Annotated in this window: 19 protein-coding genes; 7 read left to right on the forward strand and 12 right to left on the reverse strand. The window is 60.3% G+C overall.

All coding sequences use genetic code 11. The features are described from left to right. The first annotated feature begins 305 nt into the window (after window positions 1-305). Window positions 306-2,267, forward strand: a complete 1,962-nt coding sequence (betT, locus tag BFP95_RS23175) for a choline transporter BetT (protein WP_175403005.1) — start codon at window positions 306-308, stop codon at window positions 2,265-2,267. A 155-nt stretch (window positions 2,268-2,422) separates the two neighbouring features. Next, window positions 2,423-3,460: an L-glyceraldehyde 3-phosphate reductase gene (gene mgrA, locus BFP95_RS23180; RefSeq protein ID WP_065875862.1), complete on the forward strand. Its 1,038-nt coding sequence runs from the start codon at window positions 2,423-2,425 to the stop codon at window positions 3,458-3,460. A 113-nt stretch (window positions 3,461-3,573) separates the two neighbouring features. Here the strand turns inward: mgrA and tauD are convergent, their stop codons facing one another. From tauD to BFP95_RS23215, 7 genes are all read right to left on the reverse strand, one after another. Next, a complete protein-coding gene (gene tauD, locus BFP95_RS23185; RefSeq protein WP_065910770.1) occupies window positions 3,574-4,410 on the reverse strand; it encodes a taurine dioxygenase in 837 nt (278 codons plus the stop codon). An 11-nt stretch (window positions 4,411-4,421) separates the two neighbouring features. Further along, on the reverse strand, window positions 4,422-5,258 hold the full coding sequence (gene tauC, locus BFP95_RS23190; protein WP_065875857.1) for a taurine ABC transporter permease TauC: 837 nt from the start codon (window positions 5,256-5,258) through the stop codon (window positions 4,422-4,424). Continuing rightward, a complete protein-coding gene (tauB, locus tag BFP95_RS23195; RefSeq protein ID WP_064450187.1) occupies window positions 5,255-6,034 on the reverse strand; it encodes a taurine ABC transporter ATP-binding subunit in 780 nt (259 codons plus the stop codon). The genes tauC and tauB overlap by 4 nt, the downstream gene beginning before the upstream one ends. A gap of 16 nt (window positions 6,035-6,050) precedes the next feature. Continuing rightward, window positions 6,051-7,028, reverse strand: coding sequence for a taurine ABC transporter substrate-binding protein (gene tauA / locus BFP95_RS23200; RefSeq protein WP_065879758.1), 978 nt, complete (start codon window positions 7,026-7,028; stop codon window positions 6,051-6,053). 241 nt (window positions 7,029-7,269) lie between these two features. Further along, entirely contained in the window at window positions 7,270-8,853 is a 1,584-nt protein-coding gene (gene gshA, locus BFP95_RS23205) for a glutamate--cysteine ligase (RefSeq protein ID WP_065879762.1), read from the reverse strand. 214 nt (window positions 8,854-9,067) lie between these two features. After that, complete coding sequence (locus BFP95_RS23210; protein WP_049710588.1) at window positions 9,068-9,451, reverse strand: PaaI family thioesterase; 384 nt, start codon at window positions 9,449-9,451, stop codon at window positions 9,068-9,070. Continuing rightward, window positions 9,451-11,775 carry a Tex family protein gene (locus BFP95_RS23215; protein ID WP_065875847.1) on the reverse strand — a complete coding sequence of 775 codons (2,325 nt, stop codon included), beginning with the start codon at window positions 11,773-11,775 and terminating at the stop codon, window positions 9,451-9,453. The genes BFP95_RS23210 and BFP95_RS23215 overlap by 1 nt, the downstream gene beginning before the upstream one ends. A 356-nt stretch (window positions 11,776-12,131) precedes the next feature. On the opposite strand from BFP95_RS23215, the gene ompR reads away from it, so the two are divergent. Then, on the forward strand, window positions 12,132-12,872 hold the full coding sequence (ompR, locus tag BFP95_RS23220; RefSeq protein ID WP_010214095.1) for an osmolarity response regulator transcription factor OmpR: 741 nt from the start codon (window positions 12,132-12,134) through the stop codon (window positions 12,870-12,872). 116 nt (window positions 12,873-12,988) lie between these two features. After that, window positions 12,989-14,302 (forward strand): ATP-binding protein, encoded by a 1,314-nt coding sequence (locus tag BFP95_RS23225; protein WP_065875846.1) that lies wholly within the window; start codon window positions 12,989-12,991, stop codon window positions 14,300-14,302. A gap of 147 nt (window positions 14,303-14,449) precedes the next feature. Here the strand turns inward: BFP95_RS23225 and rimK are convergent, their stop codons facing one another. From rimK to BFP95_RS23240, 3 genes are read right to left on the reverse strand one after another with little or no spacing between them, the layout of a single operon-like run. Continuing rightward, the gene (rimK, locus tag BFP95_RS23230) at window positions 14,450-15,355 is read right to left on the reverse strand and encodes a 30S ribosomal protein S6--L-glutamate ligase (protein WP_049710586.1); all 906 of its coding nucleotides are present in this window, start codon (window positions 15,353-15,355) and stop codon (window positions 14,450-14,452) included. Then, window positions 15,352-15,801, reverse strand: a complete 450-nt coding sequence (locus BFP95_RS23235; RefSeq protein ID WP_175403004.1) for a retropepsin-like aspartic endopeptidase RimB — start codon at window positions 15,799-15,801, stop codon at window positions 15,352-15,354. Before BFP95_RS23235 ends, rimK begins: the two co-directional genes overlap by 4 nt. 19 nt (window positions 15,802-15,820) lie before the next feature. Then, the gene (locus BFP95_RS23240) at window positions 15,821-16,627 is read right to left on the reverse strand and encodes a S6 modification regulatory phosphodiesterase RimA (RefSeq protein WP_065875841.1); all 807 of its coding nucleotides are present in this window, start codon (window positions 16,625-16,627) and stop codon (window positions 15,821-15,823) included. Between the two features lie 116 nt (window positions 16,628-16,743). On the opposite strand from BFP95_RS23240, the gene BFP95_RS23245 reads away from it, so the two are divergent. Beyond that, on the forward strand, window positions 16,744-17,151 hold the full coding sequence (locus tag BFP95_RS23245) for an RNA-binding S4 domain-containing protein (protein WP_065875839.1): 408 nt from the start codon (window positions 16,744-16,746) through the stop codon (window positions 17,149-17,151). Window positions 17,152-17,190: 39 nt separating this feature from the next. Here BFP95_RS23245 and BFP95_RS23250 read toward each other — a convergent pair whose 3' ends face one another. Continuing rightward, window positions 17,191-17,988 (reverse strand): phosphatase PAP2 family protein, encoded by a 798-nt coding sequence (locus BFP95_RS23250; RefSeq protein ID WP_065875837.1) that lies wholly within the window; start codon window positions 17,986-17,988, stop codon window positions 17,191-17,193. Window positions 17,989-18,092: 104 nt separating this feature from the next. Between BFP95_RS23250 and hslO the strand changes: the two genes are divergently transcribed. Both hslO and BFP95_RS23260 read left to right on the forward strand, forming a co-directional pair. Then, entirely contained in the window at window positions 18,093-18,995 is a 903-nt protein-coding gene (gene hslO / locus BFP95_RS23255; RefSeq protein WP_065875835.1) for an Hsp33 family molecular chaperone HslO, read from the forward strand. Window positions 18,996-19,174: 179 nt separating this feature from the next. After that, on the forward strand, window positions 19,175-20,716 hold the full coding sequence (locus tag BFP95_RS23260; protein WP_065875833.1) for a phosphoenolpyruvate carboxykinase: 1,542 nt from the start codon (window positions 19,175-19,177) through the stop codon (window positions 20,714-20,716). Window positions 20,717-20,773: 57 nt separating this feature from the next. Here the strand turns inward: BFP95_RS23260 and BFP95_RS23265 are convergent, their stop codons facing one another. Beyond that, window positions 20,774-21,637, reverse strand: a complete 864-nt coding sequence (locus tag BFP95_RS23265; RefSeq protein ID WP_225930672.1) for a DMT family transporter — start codon at window positions 21,635-21,637, stop codon at window positions 20,774-20,776. Window positions 21,638-21,680: the final 43 nt, after the last annotated feature.

Here is a 21,680-nt window from a genome sequence, read left to right on the forward strand (position 1 = left end):
GCACATATTGCTTGGCGTTTTCTGATCTTTCCTCGTGTTATGTGCTGAACGTTTTGTCATCTCCGCCCGTCATACCTTTCCCTGAGCTAGTGTGGGAATTGTCTACCACTCGGCCCTGCGATTAGTCCCAGACCGCCTATCCATGTTTAACTTGAATGCTCGTTCAAGTTAAACCCGGTGGTTCGCTGCCCGCTCACAACAGGAGGCTTACCTTTGCTGAGTCCGTTATTTACAGCCACATCCCTCATCGTCGGGGTGCATCGTTCATGAGTGCATCGTCCACCCCCGCAAGCGGCCTGGTGCGCATGAATGCGCCGGTCTTCTACTTTGCCGCCAGCTTCATCCTGCTGTTCGGCATCACGGTCATCGCTATTCCGCAACAGGCCGGCGCCTGGCTGCTGGCGGCGCAAAACTGGGCGGCCAATACGGTCGGCTGGTACTACATGCTGGCGATGACCCTGTATCTGGTCTTCGTGGTGGTCACCGCGCTATCGGGCTACGGCAAGATAAAACTCGGTGCCGACCACGACGAGCCCGAATTCAGTTACCTGTCCTGGGCCGGCATGCTGTTCGCCGCCGGGATCAGCATCACGCTGTTTTTCTTCTGCGTGTCCGAGCCGCTGACGCACTTGGTGCAACCGCCTCAGGGTGCGCCGATGAATGCCGATGCCGCGCGCCAGGCCATGCAGGTGCTGTTTCTGCACTGGGGCCTGCACGGCTGGGGCGTGTTCGCCTTTGTTGGTATGGCCTTGGCGTATTTCGCCTACCGGCATAACCTGCCGCTGGCGTTGCGTTCGGCGCTGTACCCGCTGATCGGCAAGCGCATCAATGGCCCCATCGGTTACGCGGTGGATGGCTTCGGCATTATCGCCACGGTGTTCGGCCTCGGCGCTGACATGGGCTTTGGGGTGTTGCACCTCAACTCCGGTCTCGATTACCTGTTCGGCATTGCTCATACCCAATGGATTCAGGTCGGCCTGATCACGCTGATGATGGGCGCCGCGATCCTGGTCGCCGTCTCCGGCGTCGACAAGGGCGTGCGGGTGATGTCCGACATCAACATGCTGCTGGCCTGTGCGCTGCTGCTGTTCGTACTGTTCGCCGGGCCCACCCAGCATTTGCTCAACACCCTGATCCAGAACATCGGTGACTACTTGGGCGCCTTGCCGACCAAGAGTTTCGACGTGTATGCCTACGACAAACCCAGCGACTGGCTGGGCGGTTGGACGGTGTTCTACTGGGCCTGGTGGATTGCATGGTCGCCGTTCGTGGGCCTGTTCATCGCACGCATTTCCCGTGGCCGGACCATCCGCGAATTCGTGTTCGGCGTGCTGCTGATCCCGCTGGGCTTCACCCTGGCGTGGATGTCGATCTTCGGCAACAGCGCCATCGACCAGGTGCTCAACCACGGGCTGACCGCACTCGGTCAGTCGGCCATCAATGACCCGTCGATGAGCCTCTACCTGCTGCTGGAAACCTACCCGTGGAGCAAAACCGTCATCGCGGTCACGGTGTTTATCAGCTTCGTGTTCTTCGTCACGTCGGCCGACTCCGGCACCGTGGTGCTCTCAACCCTGTCGTCCAAGGGCGGCAACGCCGACGAAGATGGGCCGAAATGGCTGCGGGTGTTCTGGGGCGCGATGACCGGGCTGGTCACCAGTGCCTTGCTGTTTGCCGGCAGCATCGACTCGCTTAAATCTGCGGTGGTGCTGACCTCGTTGCCGTTCTCGATGATCCTGCTGCTGATGATGTGGGGGCTGCACAAGGCGTTCTACCTCGAATCGCAGAAGCAGATCGCTCAACTGCATTCGCTGGCGCCGGTGTCGGGTTCACGCAAGGGCACAGGCGGCTGGCGCCAGCGCTTGAGTCAGGCCGTGCATTTCCCGTCACGGGATGAGGTGTACCGGTTCCTTGAGACCACGGTGCGCCCGGCGATTGAAGAGGTGACGGCGGTGTTCGTCGAAAAAGGCCTCAGGGTTGTCACCCAGCCCGATCCGTCCAACGACAGCGTCAGCCTGGAAATCGGCCACGGCGAGGAACATCCGTTCGTTTATCAGGTGCAGATGCGTGGCTATTTCACGCCGTCATTTGCACGCGGTGGAATGGGTTCCAAGCAGCTCAACAACCGTCGCTACTACCGGGCGGAAGTGCACTTGAGCGAGGGCAGCCAGGACTACGATCTGGTCGGCTACACCAAGGAGCAGATCATCAACGACATTCTCGACCAGTACGAGCGGCACCTGCAGTTCCTGCATTTGGTGCGCTGAGGCGAAGGACCGCGCATTTACGTCATTGGACCGTACCACTCTGACAAGACTTTGCTGTAAAAAGAAAGGGCAGAGTTAAGCGATTCAGCTGGTTAAAAGGCCTGGGAATATCGTTATTCCCAGGCCTTATTTGCCTACGTCCAAGAGAGGATTCGATGACTTACATTGCTGCCGAAAACCGCTATGAATCTATTCCGTACCGCCGCGTAGGCCGCAGTGGATTGGTGCTGCCTGCACTGTCCCTGGGGCTGTGGCACAACTTTGGCGACAGCACTCCGATCGACACCCAGCGCGCCCTGCTGCGCACCGCGTTCGACCTGGGGATCAACCACTTCGACCTGGCCAACAACTACGGCCCGCCCTACGGCAGCGCCGAGATCAACTTCGGCCGTTTGCTGCGCGAAGACTTCAAGCACTACCGTGATGAACTGATCATTTCCAGCAAAGCCGGCTGGGACATGTGGCCTGGCCCCTACGGCCAGGGCGGCGGTTCGCGCAAATACGTGCTGGCCAGCCTCGACCAGAGCCTGCAACGCCTGGGCGTCGACTACGTGGATATCTTCTACTCCCACCGTTTTGACGCCGACACCCCATTGGAAGAAACCGCCAGCGCCCTCGCCACCGCCGTGCAACAAGGCAAGGCGTTGTACATCGGTATTTCCTCCTACTCCGGGGTAAAAACCCGCGAAATGGCGGCCTTGCTCAAAGAGTGGAAAGTGCCGCTGCTCATCCACCAGCCGGCCTACAACTTGCTCAACCGTTGGGTCGAAAAAGACCTGCTGGACACCACCGAGGCGCTCGGTGCCGGGGTGATTGCCTTCACACCACTGGCCCAGGGTTTGCTGACTGACAAGTACCTCAACGGTGTACCGGCGGATGCGCGGGTCAATCGCCCGGGCGGTGGTTCGTTGCAGGCCAAGCACCTGTCCGAAGAAAACATCGCTCATGTGCGGGCGCTTAATGAAATCGCCCAGCGTCGTGGTCAGAGCCTTGCGCAATTGGCGTTGGCTTGGACGTTGCGTGATCCACGGGTGACCAGCGCGTTGATCGGTGCGAGCCGGCCGGAGCAGATTATCGAGAACGTCGGGGCGTTGAAGAATTTGAGCTTCAGTGCAGAGGAATTGGCGGAGATTGATCGGTTTGCGCAGGAAGGCGGGATCAACTTGTGGGAAAAGCCATCCACCGCTGAATAACCGGACACACCTGGGTAAATTTGTGGGAGCGGGCTTGCTCGCGAAGGCGGAGTGTCAGTCGATGAATCTGTTGGCAGGTCCACCAAGCTCCCACATTTGAGCTTAGCCAGGCTCTAGAACGGTACGTCGCCCAAGATTGTGGCTCGATGCATCACCCGCCGCTGCGGCCGGTAGTCATCCACTGCGTAGTGCTGGGTCACACGGTTATCCCAGAACGCCACGTCGTGCTCCTGCCAGCGCCAACGGCTGGTGAACTCCGGGCGGGTGGCATGGGCGAACAACAGCTTCAGAATCGCCTCGCTTTCCGCCGGTTCCAGCTCGTTGATCCTGGTGGTGAAGCCCTCACTCACAAACAACGATTTACGCCCACTCACCGGATGCGTGCGCACCACCGGGTGTGACAGCGGTGGGTTCTTCTTGCGTGCTTCTTCCCACCGAGCCAGGTCTTCGGCGGTGTTGCCAAAGCGCTCCAGCGGGAAGGATTTAGTGAAGTCGTGGGTGGCGGTGAGTCCATCGAGCAATCGTTTCAATGGCTCGGACAGTGCTTCATACGCCGCAATCCCACTGGCCCACAGCGTATCGCCGCCAAATGCCGGCAGCAGCTTGGCACTCAGCACCGCACCCAACGCCGGAGTGGGCAGGAAGGTCACGTCGGTGTGCCAAACGGCATTGTCGCGCACGTCGGTGACGGCGGTGTCCAGGATCAATACTTCGGGCTGTTCCGGCACGTTGGGGTAGATCGGGTGAATATGCAGATCACCGAAATTCGCCGCGAACCGTGCTTGCTGCTGTGGGGTGATCGGCTGGTCGCGAAAGAACAGCACCGAATGCGTGAGCAACGCCTGTTCGATGGCGTCACGCTGTTCGAGGGTCAGCGGCTGGGTGATATCGACGCCATTGATCTGGGCGCCCAAGGCGGTGCTTAGTGGGGTAACGGTCAGGCTGCTCATGCTGTTCTCACTCAATGTGCCTGGCCATGCCACGGCACCAGTTTTCGCTGCAGGGCACGCAGGCCCATTTCCATGGCGAAGGCGATCAGGGCGATCACCAGGATGCCCAGCACCACCACGTCAGTGACCAGGAACTGCGCCGCCGACTGCACCATGAAGCCCAGGCCGCTGGTGGCCGCGATCAGCTCGGCGGCGACCAAAGTGGACCAGCCCACACCCAGGCCGATGCGCACGCCGGTAAGGATGTCGGGCAGGGCACTCGGCAGGATTACGTGCCGAATCAGCTGGGCACGGGTAGCGCCCAGCGACTGCGCCGCCCGCAATTTGGCGGGGTCAACAGTGCGCACGCCGGTGGCGGTGGCGATGGCAATCGGTGCAAAGATCGCCAGATAAATCAGCAGCACTTTGGACAGCTCGCCAATGCCGCACCAGATCACGATCAGCGGCAGATAAGCCAGGGGCGGGATCGGCCGGTAGAACTCGATCAGCGGGTCCAGAATGCCCCGCGCAATTCGGTTGGAGCCGATGGCAATCCCTACCGGCACGGCGGTCAGTATGGCAAAGCCCAGGCCCAGGCCGATGCGGCTGAGGCTCGCACCCAGGTGCTGCCACAACGTGGAGTCCATGTAGCCCGTGGTTGCCAACAGCCAGCCTTTTTGCAGCACGGCGGAGGGTGGTGGCAGGAACAGTGGTTCGATCAAGCCGGTGGCGGTCACGGCCCACCAGATGGCCAGCAACGCGACCAGGGTCAGCAGGCTGATCCAGCGCGTGCTCAAGCTGCGACGTGCCGGAATAACCGCGTGCGCCACCGGTTGTGCGGCGGTGGCGGGGAGTTCGTAGCTGCTCATGCGGACACCTGCCGTTGGGAGAACACTTTGCCCAGCACGTGCTCGCGGGTTTCGATAAAGCGCGGGTCAGACTTGATTGCCCGTGCCGATTCACCCGCTGCATAGCGTTGGCCGAAATCCAAATGCAGACGCTCGACGATCTGGCCCGGGTTGGGCGCCAGCAGAATCAGGTCGGTGGCAAGAAACACGGCTTCTTCGATGTCGTGGGTAATCAGGAACACCGGCTTGGCTGTACGCCGCCAGACTTGCAGCAAAAGCTCCTGCATCTGTTCGCGGGTAAACGCATCGAGGGCGCCGAAGGGTTCGTCCATCAGCAACACGCGAGGGTCGGCAGCCAGGGCGCGAGCCAGGCCAACGCGTTGCTTCTGGCCGCCGGAAAGCTGCCAGATGCGACGGCTGTCGAAACCCGCCAAGTCCACCAACGCGAGCATTTCCCGGGCGCGCACTTCACGTTGCGCCTTAGGTACACCGGCCAGTTCAAGGCCGAAGCCCACATTAGCCAGCACGTCCTGCCAGGGCAGCAGGGCGTCGTCCTGGAACACCACGCCACGCTCGGCGCTGGGGCCTTTGACCGGCACGCCGTCCAGGGTGATGCGCCCGGCAGACGGTTCGACAAAGCCGGCGATCAGGTTCAACAGCGAAGTCTTGCCACTGCCGGACGGGCCGAGCGCCACCAGCAATTGCTGGGGCCCAAGGTCGAGTGAAATGTCGGACAGTACCGGTTCTGTGGCGCCTGGGTACTGTGCGCTGATGCGCTCCAGCTGAAGCAAGGCCATCGCAATGAACTCCTGATCAGTGGGTAATGAATTTGGCGCTGACGAAAGGTGCGTAGTCCGGCAGCACCGCTTCGACCTTGCCTTGTTCCTTGAGGAACGCAGCGGTGTCGGTCACAGCCTTGGTGGTCGGTGCACCCAACAGGGTCACCTGATCAGCGGCCAGCGGGTAGACGTTGCCTTGCAGCAGCAATGGGATGTCGCTGGCCTTGGCGCCGGAGAGCTTCACCAGTTTGTCGACGTTGGTTTTGTCGGCGAGCCAGGCTTGTGGGTCTTTGCGGTAGGCGGCGTAGGCATCCAGGGTGACTTTGGCGAACGCCGTGACGATTTCCGGGTGCTTCTCGGCGAAGTCCTTACGCACGATCCATGCGTCGAAGGTCGGCGCGCCGAACTTGGCCAGCTCGCCGGAGGTGATCAGCACCTTGCCGTTTTCCTTGGCCACGCCCAGGGCGGGGTCCCACACGTAAGTAGCGTCGATGTCACCGCGCTTCCAGGCGGCGATGATCGCCGGTGGGGCGAGGTTGAGGATGGTCACTTTGGACGGGTCGATGTTCCAGTGTTTCAACGCGGCGAGCAGGCTGTAGTGCCCCGTGGACACGAAGGGCACGGCGATCTTTTTACCGATCAGGTCCTGCGGGCTGTTGATCCCGGAACCGTTGCGCGCCACCAGGGCTTCGGCGCCGCCGATCTGGGTCGCGACAAGGAAGGTTTCCACCGGTACTTTGCGGGTGATCGCAGCGGTCAGCGGGCTTGAGCCGAGGTAGCCAATCTGTACGTCGCCGGAAGCGATGGCCGCGATGATGTCGGCGCCATTGTCGAATTTGCGCCAGTCGATCTTGGCGTTGGTGGCTTTTTCGTACGCGCCGTCGGCCTGGGCGACTTTGGCCGGGTCCACGGTGGTCTGGTAAGCGATGGTCACATCCGCCGCCTGGGCAAACAGGCTGGCACCGGCCAGGGACAATGCGGCCAGGAAGCGCAGAGGGGTTAACAGTTTCAAGGGGAAGCTCCTCAATCAGGCGGCCGAGGGTCGGCGTGTGAGGAGACTAAATGATCTAAGAATCCGAAAATAAATAACGTTTTCGAATTAGCTTATGAGCAGAAAAGTGCGACTCGGTCTTCAGGCTGAGGCGCAAATGTGGGAGCTGGCTTGCCTGCGATGCAGACAACTCGGTATTCCAGATAGACCGAGTTGATGCTATCGCAGGAAAGCCAGCTCCCACAGGGGACCGCGTAAGGATTTAGTTGCTGATGGCCAGAATGCTCGCCTGGTACGACCCGACAAACACATCAAAGTCGCCCACTTCGTTCTGCTCCAGCTCTGCCTGTTGCGCCAGCGATGTACGTGCCAGCTGTTCAAAGCGCGCCTGCTCGTCCGCCGGCAACGGCTCCTTGCGAAAGTGCTCAGCGTGCACCTGGCTCTGGTGCAGGGAGAACTGCGCAAAACTCTCTTTACGCTCGGCCATCGCCGCCAGCACCTGGGCCGACGGCGTCAGGGACGGGTCCTTGACCTTGGCCAACTGAGCGTCCAGCGCCTGGCTGTGCTCGGTGATGCCGTGGCTCTCATCCAACAACGCGGCCAACGGTGCAATCTGCTCCAGCAGCTCGGCAGCCCATTCCTTCATGTCCACCGGTTGCCCCTGACGTTGCAATTGCAGGCCCGGACGGCGACCTTCCTTGACCACGCTGAGGAAGTTGGAGGTTGCGTTGCCACATTCGTTGTTGGCGAACAGCGGGCTGTCGTTCAGCGCGCAATACAGCAGGAAAGCGTCGAGGAAACGCGATTCCGGCAGATCGATGCCCATCGGCAGGAATGGGTTGATGTCCAGGCAGCGCACTTCGATGTACTGGATGCCACGCGCCATCAGCGCCTGGATCGGCCGCTCGCCGGTGTAGGTCACACGCTTGGGGCGGATGTTGGAGTAGTACTCGTTTTCGATTTGCAGGATGTTGGTGTTGAGCTGTACCCATTCACCGTCCTTGTGCGTGCCGACTTCTACGTACGGCGCGTAGGGCGTTGCCACCGCTTCACGCAGGCTGTCGGTGTAGCTGGCCAGGTCGTTGTAGCACGGCGTGAGGCCGGCCTGGGCGTTGCTCTGGTAACCCAGGTCGCTCATGCGCAGGCTGGTGGCGTAGGGCAGGTACAGGGTGTCAGCGTCGAGCACTTCCAACTGGTGCGAGCGACCGCGCAGGAAGCCCGCGTCCAGCGCTGGCGAGGCCCCGAACAGGTACATCAGCAGCCAGCTGTAGCGACGGAAATTGCGGATCAGCGCGATATAGGCGTTGGACTGATAGTCGCGGTCAGTACCGACAAATCCTTCAGTTTCCTTGAGCAACGGCCACAGCTGTTCCGGCAGGGAAAAGTTGTAGTGGATGCCCGCGATGCATTGCATGGTCTTGCCGTAACGCAGGGCCAGGCCCTTGCGGTACACGTACTTGAGCTGTCCGATATTGGACGTGCCGTAGTAGGCAATCGGAATGTCTTCCTCGGCCGGCAACGGGCACGGCATCGAGGGGCTCCACAGGTATTCGCTGCCGAGCTTGGTGTAGGCAAAGCGGTGGATCTTGTCCAGGCTGCTCAGGGTATCGGCCGGGTTGGGCAGGGCGGGAGTGATGAACTCCAGCAGCGATTCCGAGTAGTCAGTGGTGATCAATTCGTTGGTCAACGCGGCGCCCAGGGCTTCGGGGTGCGGCGTTTGTGCCAGGCGGCCCTCACCCGTAACGCGCAGGCATTCGCGCTCGATGCCGTGCAAGCACTGCTCTAGCAGGGAGAGGTGTTCGCGCTTGCCGAGCAAAGCCAGGCGGCGGTTGAGAAGTTCGCTCAAGTTGGATTCCTTCACGCGTCAGTCGCCCCAATATGGGGGTGGGCAGGACGGTCTACAAGGGTGAAGTTAAAACTGGCGTGATCGCCTGGTTTAGAGTCGATTTGACCCGCTGTGAAAAAGCCTACTTCACTCCATGAATTTGGCTACAGCGCGGCAAGAAAATTCCGACGCTGTGATTGCAGCGCCGAAATTAACTCAAATCGGGGGTAGGGAGCTATAGGACAGCGAAGGTGCCCTGCGCTTTTGCGACAAGTCTTTCGTCTTGGTACACATCCGCCTCGACCACCAGCGTGCGGCGCCCGGCATGAATCACCCGGCTGGTGCACAGCACGTCACCGCCTTCCACCGCTCGGATATAGTTGATTTTGCACTCGATGGTCGCGCTCTGCTGGTCGAAACCATGTGAGCTGGAACAGGCCAGCCCCATCGTAATGTCCACCAGGCTGAAAATCGCCCCGCCATGGAGCTTGCCCGCGCGGTTGCGCAGGTGCGGCTCGAGGGTCAGGGCCACCTCGGCAACGCCTTCCTCCAGGCGTTGCAGACGGCAGCCGATCAGTTCGCTGAACGCGCTCTGGGTCAAGCCGGCCGGAATTTCCATCAACGCTTCTTCAGCTGTTTAGCGTTGGCGAACAGCGAGGCCATGGCGTTGTTGCTCGGCGCTGCGGTGGCGGTTTCCTTGCGTGGCGCGCTGTTTTGCGACTGGCGCGGTGCGGAGCCTGGGCGTGCGCCACGGGCACCGTCGATTTTCTCGCCGGGGGTGTCGCTCATGCGCATCGACAGGCCGACGCGTTTGCGCGGGATGTCGATTTCCATGACCTTGACCTTGACCACGTCACCGGCTTTCACCGCTTCGCGCGGGTCCTTGATGAATTTCTCCGAAAGCGCGGAGATATGTACCAAACCGTCCTGATGCACGCCGATATCCACAAAGGCGCCGAAGTTGGTCACGTTGGTGACGACGCCTTCGAGGATCATGCCCAGTTGCAGGTCCTTGAGGTCTTCGACACCGTCCTGGAACTCGGCGGTCTTGAACTCGGGGCGGGGGTCGCGGCCCGGCTTTTCCAGCTCTTGCAGGATGTCGGTGATGGTCGGTACACCGAAGGTTTCATCGGTGTACTTCTTTGGATCCAGACGCTTGAGGAATGCAGCGTCACCGATCAGCGAACGGATGTCGCGGTCGGTTTCGGCGGCGATGCGTTGCACCAGGGGGTAGGCTTCCGGGTGAACCGCGGAAGAATCCAACGGGTTATCGCCGTTCATCACGCGTAGGAAACCGGCGGCCTGTTCGAAGGTTTTTTCACCCAGGCGTGCGACTTTTTTCAGCGCTGCACGGGTTTTGAACGCGCCGTTTTCGTCACGGTGAGTCACGATGTTTTGCGCCAGCGTGGCGTTGAGGCCGGAAATACGTGCCAGCAACGCGACGGAAGCGGTGTTCACGTCTACGCCCACGGCGTTTACGCAGTCTTCCACCACTGCATCCAGGCCGCGCGCCAGTTTCAGCTGCGACACGTCATGCTGGTACTGGCCCACGCCGATGGATTTAGGGTCGATTTTCACCAGTTCGGCCAGTGGATCCTGCAGGCGACGAGCAATCGACACCGCGCCACGGATCGACACGTCGAGGTCCGGGAATTCCTTGGATGCCAACTCCGACGCCGAATACACCGAAGCACCAGCCTCGGAGACCATGACTTTGGTCATCTTCATGGCTGGGTATTTCTTGATCAGTTCGGCGGCCAGCTTGTCGGTCTCACGGCTGGCGGTGCCGTTGCCGATAGCGATCAGGTCGACCGAGTGTTTGGCGCACAAGGCGGCCAGGATCGCGAGGGTCTGGTCCCATTTGTTGTGCGGCACATGCGGGTAGACAGTCGCGTGGTCCAGCAGCTTGCCGGTGGAATCGACCACGGCCACTTTGCAACCAGTGCGCAGGCCTGGGTCGAGGCCCAGAGTGGCACGTGGCCCGGCCGGGGCAGCCAGCAGCAGGTCGTGCAGGTTGTGGGCGAACACGTTGATCGCCTCGGTTTCGGCGCCGTCGCGCAGTTCGCCCAGCAGGTCGGTTTCCAAGTGGGTGTAGAGCTTGACCTTCCAGGTCCAGCGCACCACTTCACCGAGCCACTTGTCCGCAGGACGGTTCTGATTCTGGATGCCGAATTGTTGACCGATCATGCCTTCGCAAGGGTGCATGGTGCCCGGCAACTCGTCGCCGACCTTCAGCGCGGAGCTGAGAATGCCTTCGTTGCGGCCACGGAAAATAGCGAGTGCGCGGTGGGACGGCATGCTCTTGAGCGGTTCGTCGTGTTCGAAGTAATCGCGGAACTTGGCGCCTTCTTCCTCCTTGCCGGCGATGACGCGGGCACTGAGGATGGCTTCCTGCTTAAGGTAGGTACGCAGTTTTTCCAGCAGGCTGGCGTCTTCGGCGAAGCGCTCCATGAGGATGTACTTGGCGCCTTCGAGGGCGGCCTTGACATCGGCGACGCCTTTTTCGGCGTCGATGAAGCGTGCGGCTTCGGTTTCCGGGGTCAGCGACGGGTCGTTGAACAACCCGTCGGCCAGCTCGCCCAGGCCAGCTTCCAAGGCGATCTGGCCCTTGGTGCGGCGTTTTTGCTTGTAGGGCAGGTACAGGTCTTCGAGACGGGTCTTGGTGTCGGCGAGCTTGATGTCGCGCTCGAGTTGTGGGGTCAACTTGCCTTGTTCCTCGATGCTGGCGAGGATGCTGATGCGCCGTTCGTCGAGTTCTCGCAGGTAGCGCAGGCGCTCTTCCAGGTGACGCAGTTGGATGTCGTCGAGGCTGCCGGTCACTTCTTTACGGTAACGGGCGATGAAGGGCACCGTGGAGCCTTCATCCAGTAGAGCGACGGCCGCTTCGACCTGTTGTGGGCGTACACCGAGTTCCTCGGCGATGCGGCTGTTGATGCTGTCCATAAAACCACCTGAAATTCTTAAAAGCAGCTCGCAAGCCCGGAAAACAAGGCGTTGGGAGGCTGGTTGAGCGGCCCGACTGGCGCCGCTGCCTGGGTCAAGAGGCAGCCTATTGACCCTCGAAATCGAAAAAATCACGACAAGCGGTGAAAAAAGCCTCGGCATCAAACGGTAACGATCTGACGTTGCCCTGCACGACGGCGCCGCATTATAACCAGCGTTCTGCCCTTGGGGGGGATTGCGCCAACGGTTGTAGGGCGCGGGTTCGCTGGCAGTAGAGGAAAAATCTGCTAACAATGCACACGGTGCGTATAACGGCAGCTAGGCCATAATGCGCGCCGAGATAAGAGGAGCATCTAATGAGCAGCACTGCACAAACTGCTGAAGGCGAAAAAATTCTCATCGTTGACGACGATCCGGGGCTGAGCAGCCTGCTGGAGCGTTTCTTCAACTCCAAGGGCTACCGCGCCCGCGCGGTGCCGAACACTGAGCAGATGGACCGCCTGTTGGGGCGTGAAGTGTTCAACCTGGTCGTACTCGACCTGATGCTGCCCGGCGAAGATGGCCTCACCGCCTGCAAACGCCTGCGCGGCGCGAACAACCAGATTCCAATCATCATGCTCACCGCCAAGGGCGATGAGCTTAGCCGCATCAAGGGCCTGGAGCTGGGCGCTGATGACTATTTGGCCAAGCCGTTCAACCCCGATGAGCTGATGGCGCGGGTAAAGGCCGTGTTGCGTCGCCAGGCGGCCCCGGTACCGGGCGCACCCGGCAGCGAAGACGAAAGCGTCACCTTTGGCGACTACGAACTGTCGCTGGCGACCCGTGAGCTCAAGCGTGGCGATGAAGTGCACATGCTGACCACTGGCGAATTCGCCGTGCTCAAGGCCCTAGTGATGAACGCTCGCCAGCCGCTGACCCGCGACAAACTGATGAACCTGGCCCGTGGCCGGGAATGGGACGCCCTGGAGCGCTCCATTGACGTGCAGATTTCCCGTCTGCGCCGGATGATCGAGCCGGACCCATCCAAGCCTCGGTATATCCAGACCGTGTGGGGTGTGGGTTATGTGTTTGTGCCGGATGGCAATAAAACCAGTTGACCGATGATTTGCAGGGCGGGCCTCCCGGCGTTTGATTCCATGAGAATCGACGGGAGGCCCGGCATCTGCAATTCTGCGAGCGCTGCTCGTTTCTGCAAGGTATCTAGCTGTCTTCTATGAAAACCCCGCTGTGGTTCCCCCAAAGCTTCTTCTCTCGCACCCTTTGGCTGGTGCTGATCGTCGTTCTGTTTTCCAAAGCACTCACGCTGGTTTATCTGTTGATGAACGAGGACGTGCTGGTGGATCGACAATACAGCCACGGTGTTGCCTTGACGCTGCGCGCCTATTGGGCGGCTGACCCCGAGAACCGCGAGAAAATCGCCAAGGCCGCCACGCTGGTCCGTGTGGCGGGCGCGGGGGTGCCCGAGGGTGAGCAACACTGGCCCTACAGTGAAATCTACCAGCGCCAGATGCAGTCTGAACTCGGTGAAGACACTGAGGTGCGGCTGCGTATGCATGTATCGCCAGCGTTGTGGGTGCGCGCGCCAAGCCTGGGTGAGGATTGGCTGAAAGTGCCGCTGTACCCGCATCCGCTGCGTGGGCAGAAGATCTGGAACGTGCTGGGCTGGTTCCTGGCGATCGGGCTGCTTTCAACGGCGTCGGCGTGGATCTTTGTCCGGCAGCTCAACCAACCACTCAAACGCCTGGTGTTTGCCGCCCGCCAATTGGGCCAAGGGCGCAGCGTGCGCTTGCCGGTCAGCGATACGCCCAGCGAGATGACCGAGGTGTACGGCGCGTTCAACCAGATGGCGGAAGACGTCGAGCAGGCCGGGCGCGAACGCGAGTTGATGCTGGCGGGAGTTTCCCACGACTTGCGCACACCCTTGACGCGGCTGCGCTTGTCTCTGGAGTTGATGGGCAACCATAGCGATCTCACCGATGACATGGTCCGCGACATTGAGGACATGGACGCTATTCTCGACCAGTTCCTCGCGTTCATCCGTGATGGCCGGGATGAGGTGGTGGAAGAGGTCGACCTGACTGACTTGGTGCGTGAGGTGGTCGCGCCCTACAACCAGAACGGTGAGCAGGTGCGCATGCGCCTTGAGCCGATCCAGCCTTTTGCGTTGCGGCGGGTCTCGATGAAGCGCCTGTTGAACAACCTGATCGGCAACGCTTTGCATCACGCCGGTTCCGATGTTGAAGTGGCGGCGTATGTATCCGGCGACAGTGCTGCGCCCTATGTGGTGCTGAGCGTCATGGACCGGGGCGCGGGCATCGACCCGGACGAGCTGGAGGGGATCTTCAACCCTTTCACCCGCGGCGACCGTGCCCGAGGTGGTAAGGGTACTGGTCTGGGGTTGGCAATTGTGCGGCGGATTGCCTCGATGCATGGCGGCAATGTTGAGTTGCGTAACCGCGAGGAGGGAGGGTTAGAGGCGCGAGTGCGTTTGCCGCTCGGGCTGATGTTGCCGAGAGACGCGGTCTAACAAACAGCAGCGATCCAAATGTGGGAGCTGGCTTGCCTGCGATGAGGGCGGCGCATTCAACGTCATTGTTGACTGAGCCTCCGCTATCGCGGGCAAGCCAGCTCCCACAGTCGTTGTGAGAGTCTGGAGGTGGAGGGTTGGGGTTTGTCAGCCCTTGCCCTTGGTCCGAGTCATATTCGCCCCGCCACTCTTTTCCAAATGCTGAATGATGATCCCCGCCACATCCTTGCCTGTGGTGGTCTCGATCCCTTCCAGCCCCGGCGATGAATTCACCTCCATCACCAGTGGCCCATGGTTGGAGCGCAAGATGTCCACACCCGCCACGCTCAAACCCATCACCTTCGCCGCCCGCAGCGCGGTCATGCGTTCCTCGGGGGTGATCTTGATCAGGCTGGCACTACCACCGCGGTGCAAGTTGGAGCGGAACTCCCCCGGCTTGGCCTGACGCTTCATCGCCGCAATCACCTTGTCACCCACCACGAAGCAGCGGATATCGGCGCCGCCGGCTTCCTTGATGTATTCCTGCACCATGATGTTCTGCTTGAGACCCATGAATGCCTCGATCACGGATTCCGCCGCCGTCGCGGTTTCACACAGCACCACACCTATGCCCTGGGTGCCTTCCAGTACCTTGATCACCAGCGGCGCGCCATTGACCATCTCGATCAGGTCGGGAATATCGTCGGGGGAGTGGGCAAAACCGGTCACTGGCAGGCCGATGCCCCGGCGTGAAAGCAGCTGCAGCGAGCGCAACTTGTCCCGAGAGCGGGCAATGGCGACTGATTCGTTGAGGGGCGATACGCCCATCATTTCAAACTGGCGCAATACCGCGCAGCCATAAAACGTCACCGAAGCTCCGATGCGAGGGATCACTGCATCAAACCCCTCCAGCGGTTTACCCCGGTAATGGATCTGCGGTTTATGGCTGGCAATGTTCATGTAGGCACGCAACGTGTCGATCACCACCATTTCGTGGCCACGTTCAGTGCCGGCCTCAACCAGGCGACGGGTGGAATACAGACGCGGGTTTCGCGACAGCACAGCAATCTTCATGCAGCACCTGGGGCAGAAATAGTAGAGACCGGGAACACCGGCTTGTCTTGAACGTACTTGACGCCTGGACTGACCACCAATTGGCCGTCAATCAGCGCCTTGGAACCCAGTAACAGGCGATAACGCATGGCCTTGCGGCACGCGAGGGTGAATTCCACCCGCCATACCCGATCACCCAGCGCCAGGGTGGTGCTGATCACGTAGCGCACCTGCGCGTGGCCGTTGGAGCTTTTGATGGTTTTCATCGTCACCAGCGGCGCCTCGCAGCGGCGGTGGCGCAGTTGCACAATGCTGCCCAGGTGCGCGGTAAAGCGCACCCATTTCTCGCCGTCGCGCTCAAAAGGCTCGATATCGGTAGCGTGCAGGCTGGAGGTACTGGCACCGGTGTCGATCTTCGCGCGCAGGCCTGCCACTCCCAGGTCGGGAAGTGCCACCCACTCACGCAGACCCACAACGGTCAAATGGTCAAATGTCTTCAATATGGGTAACCGATCGATTCGCCCAGGCCTGGGGTGAAACCTCAGCCAGGGCTTTGAATGCAGGCTTGGCGAACCAATAACCTTGCATCAGAAATATTCCGCAGTCGGAAAGGAAGTCACGCTCACCAGCACTTTCGATGCCTTCGGCGATGACAGTAACCCCTAACTGCTCACAGATTGTGACAATCCCCCGGACGATGATCTGTCGGACACGATCCTGATCGACATCGCGAATCAGTGCCATGTCGAGTTTGATCAAGTCAGGTTGAAAATCGGCCAGCAAACCCAGCCCTGAATAACCCGCACCGAAATCGTCGATGGCGGTCTTGAAGCCGAATTCGCGGTATTCACGCAGAATATTCGTCAAATGGCGATTGTTATCTACGTGCTCGCTTTCGAGTGTCTCGAAAATCAGTTGGTTCAGCGGGAAATTGTTCGCGCGAGCCGCCTCCAGGGTGCTGCGGATGCACAGCTCCGGACGGTACACGGCGTTGGGCATGAAATTGATGGAAAGATGGGTTTGCATACCCAGGGCCGCCGCCCCGGCGATCGCTTGGGTTCGGCAGCGTTGGTCGAAACGGTAGCGGTTGCTTTCGTCGACCTGGTCCAGCACAAACTGCGCCCCTTCGCCTTGCGTACCGCGCACCAGGGCTTCGTGGGCGAAGATCGAATGGTCCCGAAGGTCTACGATAGGCTGGTAGGCAAACGCAAAATCGAAGCCCAAGGGCTCGCTTTGCTGGCAGCCCACGCAGCGCTGGTCAGGCGAGGTGAGTGAAGTGGGAAAGTCGGTCACAGCGTATCCTCGCGAAAACAGGGTGCTACCTGGCGTATCTTAGGTGAGCCTTGAGGTTTATGCGTCGAAGGGTTTCAACGTTAAAGTTGCGACATTTTTCAGAGCGAGGAATTCAAGTGGCTCAAAAGCAGGAAGAGGAAGAAAAAGTCCGTCTGGACAAGTGGCTGTGGGCTGCGCGCTTCTATAAAACCCGTGCCCTGGCGAAGGCTGCCATCGAGAGCGGCAAGGTGCATCATCGTGGCGAGCGCTGCAAGCCGGGCAAGGAACCTCGCGTCGGGGATGAATTTCAGATTCGTACCGGGTTTGATGAAAAAACGGTCGTGGTCCAGGCGCTTTCAATCGTGCGCCGTGGGGCGCCTGAAGCGCAGGCGCTGTATACCGAGACCGAAGCCAGTATTGCCAAGCGTGAAAATGCGGCGGCGATGCGTAAGGCCGGCGGTATCGGCATGACCACCGATGGCAAGCCGAGCAAGAAGCAGCGCCGCGACTTGTTCAAGTTTCGCGGCAGTGGCAATGACGACTGACCGAGCGCGTTTGTGTAGTGAGCGGGGCAAGCCCGCTCACTACAAGCGTATGACGCTTAGCCGACTAATCAGTGGCACGCGTTGAAACAGCCGGAAGACGGGCGCTGTCACCCGCAACAACCCACCCGACACCTTCGCCGCAAACGGTGTGTAATACCCCCACCCCAGCGCCAACAGTGCCAGCAACACACCACCGATGTAGTCGTCCTGCCCCCAATGTGCCCCCGCCACCAGGCGCGGCATCATGAACAACATTGCCAGGCCCCAAATCACCAGCACCTGGCCGATGCGCTTGGCGAACACCGTCATGAACATCCCCCAGATCAACAGCACCGACGCGTGATCCCCCGGGAAACTCTGGCTCGAACGGTCCTTCAGTTCCCACGTCTTTTCCAGCCCCGGGAAGTAGTCGCTCATCTGGATCGCCCCGCTGATTACCATCGACGGGCTACTGTGTTGCCAGCCCATGTGTGCCGCGATTTTGGAAAACAGCATGCGGATAAACAGCAACAGCAGCAGAATTCCGACAAAACCTAACAATGCCTGGCGCACCTGCACGGCCTTGAATACCCAATCACCGCGAATCAACAGCAGCAGCAGAATTACGCCGACCACTGCATCAAACGGTCGCAAACTGGCCACGGCCCACACGTGCAGCCATGTGGAGTTGCTCGCCAGCGGATCATTGAGCAGATGAAACAGCCACTCGTCGAAAACCACACACAGCATCTGGCCCGTGGGCCACAGCCAAAAACACAGCAGCCCGATCGCGAGTAGATTGCACCAGGCCCATCCCCCGAGGTTCCACTTGGCTTGGAACAAACCCGGATTGTTCATAAACTGTCCCCCACGGCTCTAGAAAACCGCACCAAAACGGTGCTAAAGCGTTTAATTCTATAAACCTTGTAATCAATTTGTCATCAATTCAGATACCCAGACCTATGACTGATCTACCGGATACCGACTTCACCCAACGCTTCATCTTCGACGAGAACGACGCCCGCGGCGAACTGGTCTCGCTGGAGCGCAGCTATGCCGAAGTCCTTGCCAAGCACCCCTATCCGGAGCCGGTTGCGCAACTGCTCGGCGAGCTGATGGCGGCCGCCTCGTTGCTGGTGGGCACGATGAAATTCGACGGTCTGCTTATTTTGCAGGCGCGGTCTGAAGGTCCGGTCCCGATGCTGATGATCGAGTGTTCCAGCGAACGCGAAATCCGTGGCCTGGCCCGTTACGACGCCGACCAGATTGCCCCGGACGCCACCTTGTCCGACCTGATGGCCAACGGCGTGCTGGCGATCACCGTCGACCCGACCGAAGGCCAACGCTACCAAGGCATCGTCGACCTCGACGGCGAAACGCTGTCGGACTGCTTCACCAACTACTTCGTGATGTCCCAACAAGTCGGCACCAAGTTCTGGCTCAACGCCGACGGCAAGCGTGCCCGCGGCCTGTTGTTGCAACAATTGCCGGCTGACCGCATCAAGGACGACGATGAGCGCACCGATAGCTGGCGCAAGCTGACCGCCCTTGCCGGTACGCTGACGGCGGAAGAGCTGCTGGGCCTGGACAACGAAACCATCCTGCATCGCCTGTACCACGAAGAAGCCGTGCGCTTGTTTGACGCACAAGGCCTGCGCTTCCGTTGCAGCTGCTCACGTGAGCGCTCAGCCAATGCCTTGGTCAGCCTGGGCCTGGAAGATGCCCAGGATCTGGTGGTCGAGCACGGCGGCAATATCGAGATCGACTGCCAGTTCTGCAACCAGCGCTACCTGTTCGATGCGGCCGATGTCGCCCAATTGTTCGCCGGCGCAGGCATCGATACCCCTTCCGACACCCGCCACTAAAACGTTTAAGCACAGGTGAATCACCTGACAATTGCCGGTTTAGCGCTGTTCTGACGGGAGGGCCCTACTTTTTTTGGGCTTTTCTGGCATAATCCGGCCCACTTTTTTCGCGGTAGTAGTGCGCAACTTTCTACTACAAAACGTTTGGAGCACTCGGCCATAGGCCGACGGGGAACCTCATGACGCAAGCCAACAACGCCGTATACACCGATCTGAGTGTTGATGATCTGGTTAAAGAAGCCCTGCAGCGCGGTGAAGGCGTGCTTGCCGATACTGGCGCACTGGTCGTAGAAACGGGTCACCGTACCGGTCGTTCGCCGGTCGACCGTTTCATCGTTGAAGAGCCTTCCACCCAGGACGCCATTGCCTGGGGCCCAATCAACCGCAAGTTCCCGGCCGACAAGTTCGATGCCCTGTGGGCTCGCGTCGAGGCGTTCAACAACGCGCAAGAGCATTTCGTTTCCCACGTCCATGTAGGTGCTTCCGAAGACCACTACCTGGCCGTGAAGATGACCACCCAGACTGCCTGGCAGAACCTGTTCGGTCGCTGCCTGTTCATCAACCCGGCCCAGTACAACCCGGCCGGTCGTGAAGAGTGGCAAGTGCTCAACGTGGCCAACTTTGAATGCGTGCCTGAGCGTGACGGCACGAACTCCGACGGTTGCGTGATCCTCAACTTCGCCCAGAAGAAAGTGCTGATCGCCGGCATGCGTTACGCCGGTGAAATGAAGAAAGCCATGTTCTCGGTACAGAACTTCCTGCTGCCGGCTTCCGACGTCCTGCCGATGCACTGCGCCGCCAACATTGGCGAAGCAGGCGACGTGACCCTGTTCTTCGGCCTGTCGGGCACCGGCAAAACCACCTTGTCGGCCGACGAAAGCCGTTACCTGATCGGTGACGACGAACACGGTTGGGGCGAAGGTGTGGTCTTCAACATCGAAGGCGGTTGCTATGCCAAGTGCATCGACCTGTCCGAGAAGAACGAGCCGGTCATCTGGAAAGCCATCAAGCACGGCGCCGTGCTGGAAAACGTGGTTATCGACGATGCCAGGCACGCCGACTACACCAACGTCAGCCTGACCCAGAACAGCCGCGCCGCTTACCCGCTGGAGCACGTTGCCAAGCGTTCCGAAAAGAACCTGGGCGGCGAGCCAAACGCGGTGATCTTCCTGACCTGCGACCTGACCGGCGTGCTGCCGCCCGTGTCGATTCTCAGCGAAGAACAAGCGGCTTACCACTTCCTGTCCGGCTACACCGCACTGGTGGGCTCGACCGAAATGGGTTCCGGCAGCGGCATCAAGTCGACCTTCTCCACCTGCTTCGGCGCGCCGTTCTTCCCGCGTCCGGCCGGCGAATATGCTGAGCTGCTGATCAAACGCATCCGTGGCTTCGGCTCCAAGGTCTACCTGGTCAACACCGGCTGGACCGGCGGCGGCTACGGCGTCGGCAACCGCTTCAACATCCCGACTACTCGCGGCGTCATCGCAGCGATCCAGAGCGGCGCGTTGATCGGTGCTGAAACCGAACACCTGGACACCATCAACCTCGACGTGCCATTGGCCGTACCGGGCGTTGAGACTGGCCTGTTGAACCCACGTAACACCTGGGCTGACAAGGCTGCTTATGACGACGCGGCGAAGGCGCTGGCTGCGTTGTTCATCGAGAACTTCAAGAAGTTTGAAGTGAGCGATGCGATCAAGGCTGCGGGTCCTAAGTTGTAAGATTCGATCGGTGTGAAAAAGCCGCCTCTCGTAGGCGGCTTTTTTGTGTGCGAGAGTTTAATCGGCGATGTGCAGAACCACAGCGCCGACCAGTACCAGCACAACCCCCAGCACCTGCACCGCCGACAACCGCTCCTTGAAAAACACAAACCCAAGCATCGCCGCAATCCCGCCCGACAACGTACTGATCACCGTCACCACCGAAACCGACCCCGCCATCGCCCCCCACGAAAACGCCGAGAACCCACCGAGGTTCATCAGGCTAGCCCCGGTCAAGGTCACGCAGTTTTTCAGCGGCGGGATTTTCAGGCCGTCCTTGATCTTCAGCACCATCACCACCAGCACGCACAGGCCTACCAGGTAACCCAGCCACAACATCGAGACCGGCCCCAGCGCCGGTAAGGTGTACCGGCCTTGCAGCCAGAAACTGGTGCCGTACAGCAACGCGGCAAGCATGGCGTAGGCAATGGACAGGCGTGGGTTGTTGTGGGGTACACCGTTGTCCTTGTGGATGCTGGAGAGGATCACGCCGATCACGCACAGGGCGATGCAGCCCAGCTGGATCAGGCTGATGTGCTCACCGCTGGCCCAGGACAGCAATGTGGTGACCACGCCGTAGGACGTCACCAGTGGCGCGACGATGGCCGCTTTACCCAGGGCAAAAGCCTTGGACAGCGCAAGGGCGCCGGAGACGGTAAGCAATGCAGCAGCGATGCCCAGCAGCCAGACGCTCAGCGGCGCATCGAGAGATTTGAACAGGAAGGTGGGGAAGATGACCAGCAGCAGCGTCATGATCAGGAAACCGAGCGCTTGGCCAAAATAGACCGCGCGTTTAACGCCCACGGCTCTGGCGTTGAGGCCCACGAGAAAGTCCGTGCCACCCCAGAGCACGGCGGCCAGCAGGCCCATTATTACGTCCATGTAAAGTCCTTGTTGTTCAGTGCGCGGTTGAGCAGATTAGTGC

Source organism: Pseudomonas sp. 58 R 12 (assembly GCF_900005865.1).
Lineage (GTDB): Bacteria > Pseudomonadota > Gammaproteobacteria > Pseudomonadales > Pseudomonadaceae > Aquipseudomonas > Aquipseudomonas tritici.

What these genes read in the sequence shown, in the direction of transcription:
- BFP95_RS23250 (WP_065875837.1), bottom strand. Translation starts at nt 17,988, where the DNA reads ATGAACAATCCGGGTTTGTTCCAAGCCAAGTGGAACCTCGGGGGATGG.
- ompR (WP_010214095.1), top strand. Translation starts at nt 12,132, where the DNA reads ATGAGCAGCACTGCACAAACTGCTGAAGGCGAAAAAATTCTCATCGTT.
- tauD (WP_065910770.1), bottom strand. Translation starts at nt 4,410, where the DNA reads ATGAGCAGCCTGACCGTTACCCCACTAAGCACCGCCTTGGGCGCCCAG.
- betT (WP_175403005.1), top strand. Translation starts at nt 306, where the DNA reads ATGAATGCGCCGGTCTTCTACTTTGCCGCCAGCTTCATCCTGCTGTTC.
- BFP95_RS23210 (WP_049710588.1), bottom strand. Translation starts at nt 9,451, where the DNA reads ATGGAAATTCCGGCCGGCTTGACCCAGAGCGCGTTCAGCGAACTGATC.
- rimK (WP_049710586.1), bottom strand. Translation starts at nt 15,355, where the DNA reads ATGAAGATTGCTGTGCTGTCGCGAAACCCGCGTCTGTATTCCACCCGT.
- tauB (WP_064450187.1), bottom strand. Translation starts at nt 6,034, where the DNA reads ATGGCCTTGCTTCAGCTGGAGCGCATCAGCGCACAGTACCCAGGCGCC.
- tauC (WP_065875857.1), bottom strand. Translation starts at nt 5,258, where the DNA reads ATGAGCAGCTACGAACTCCCCGCCACCGCCGCACAACCGGTGGCGCAC.
- BFP95_RS23225 (WP_065875846.1), top strand. Translation starts at nt 12,989, where the DNA reads ATGAAAACCCCGCTGTGGTTCCCCCAAAGCTTCTTCTCTCGCACCCTT.
- hslO (WP_065875835.1), top strand. Translation starts at nt 18,093, where the DNA reads ATGACTGATCTACCGGATACCGACTTCACCCAACGCTTCATCTTCGAC.
- mgrA (WP_065875862.1), top strand. Translation starts at nt 2,423, where the DNA reads ATGACTTACATTGCTGCCGAAAACCGCTATGAATCTATTCCGTACCGC.
- BFP95_RS23215 (WP_065875847.1), bottom strand. Translation starts at nt 11,775, where the DNA reads ATGGACAGCATCAACAGCCGCATCGCCGAGGAACTCGGTGTACGCCCA.
- BFP95_RS23260 (WP_065875833.1), top strand. Translation starts at nt 19,175, where the DNA reads ATGACGCAAGCCAACAACGCCGTATACACCGATCTGAGTGTTGATGAT.
- BFP95_RS23265 (WP_225930672.1), bottom strand. Translation starts at nt 21,637, where the DNA reads ATGGACGTAATAATGGGCCTGCTGGCCGCCGTGCTCTGGGGTGGCACG.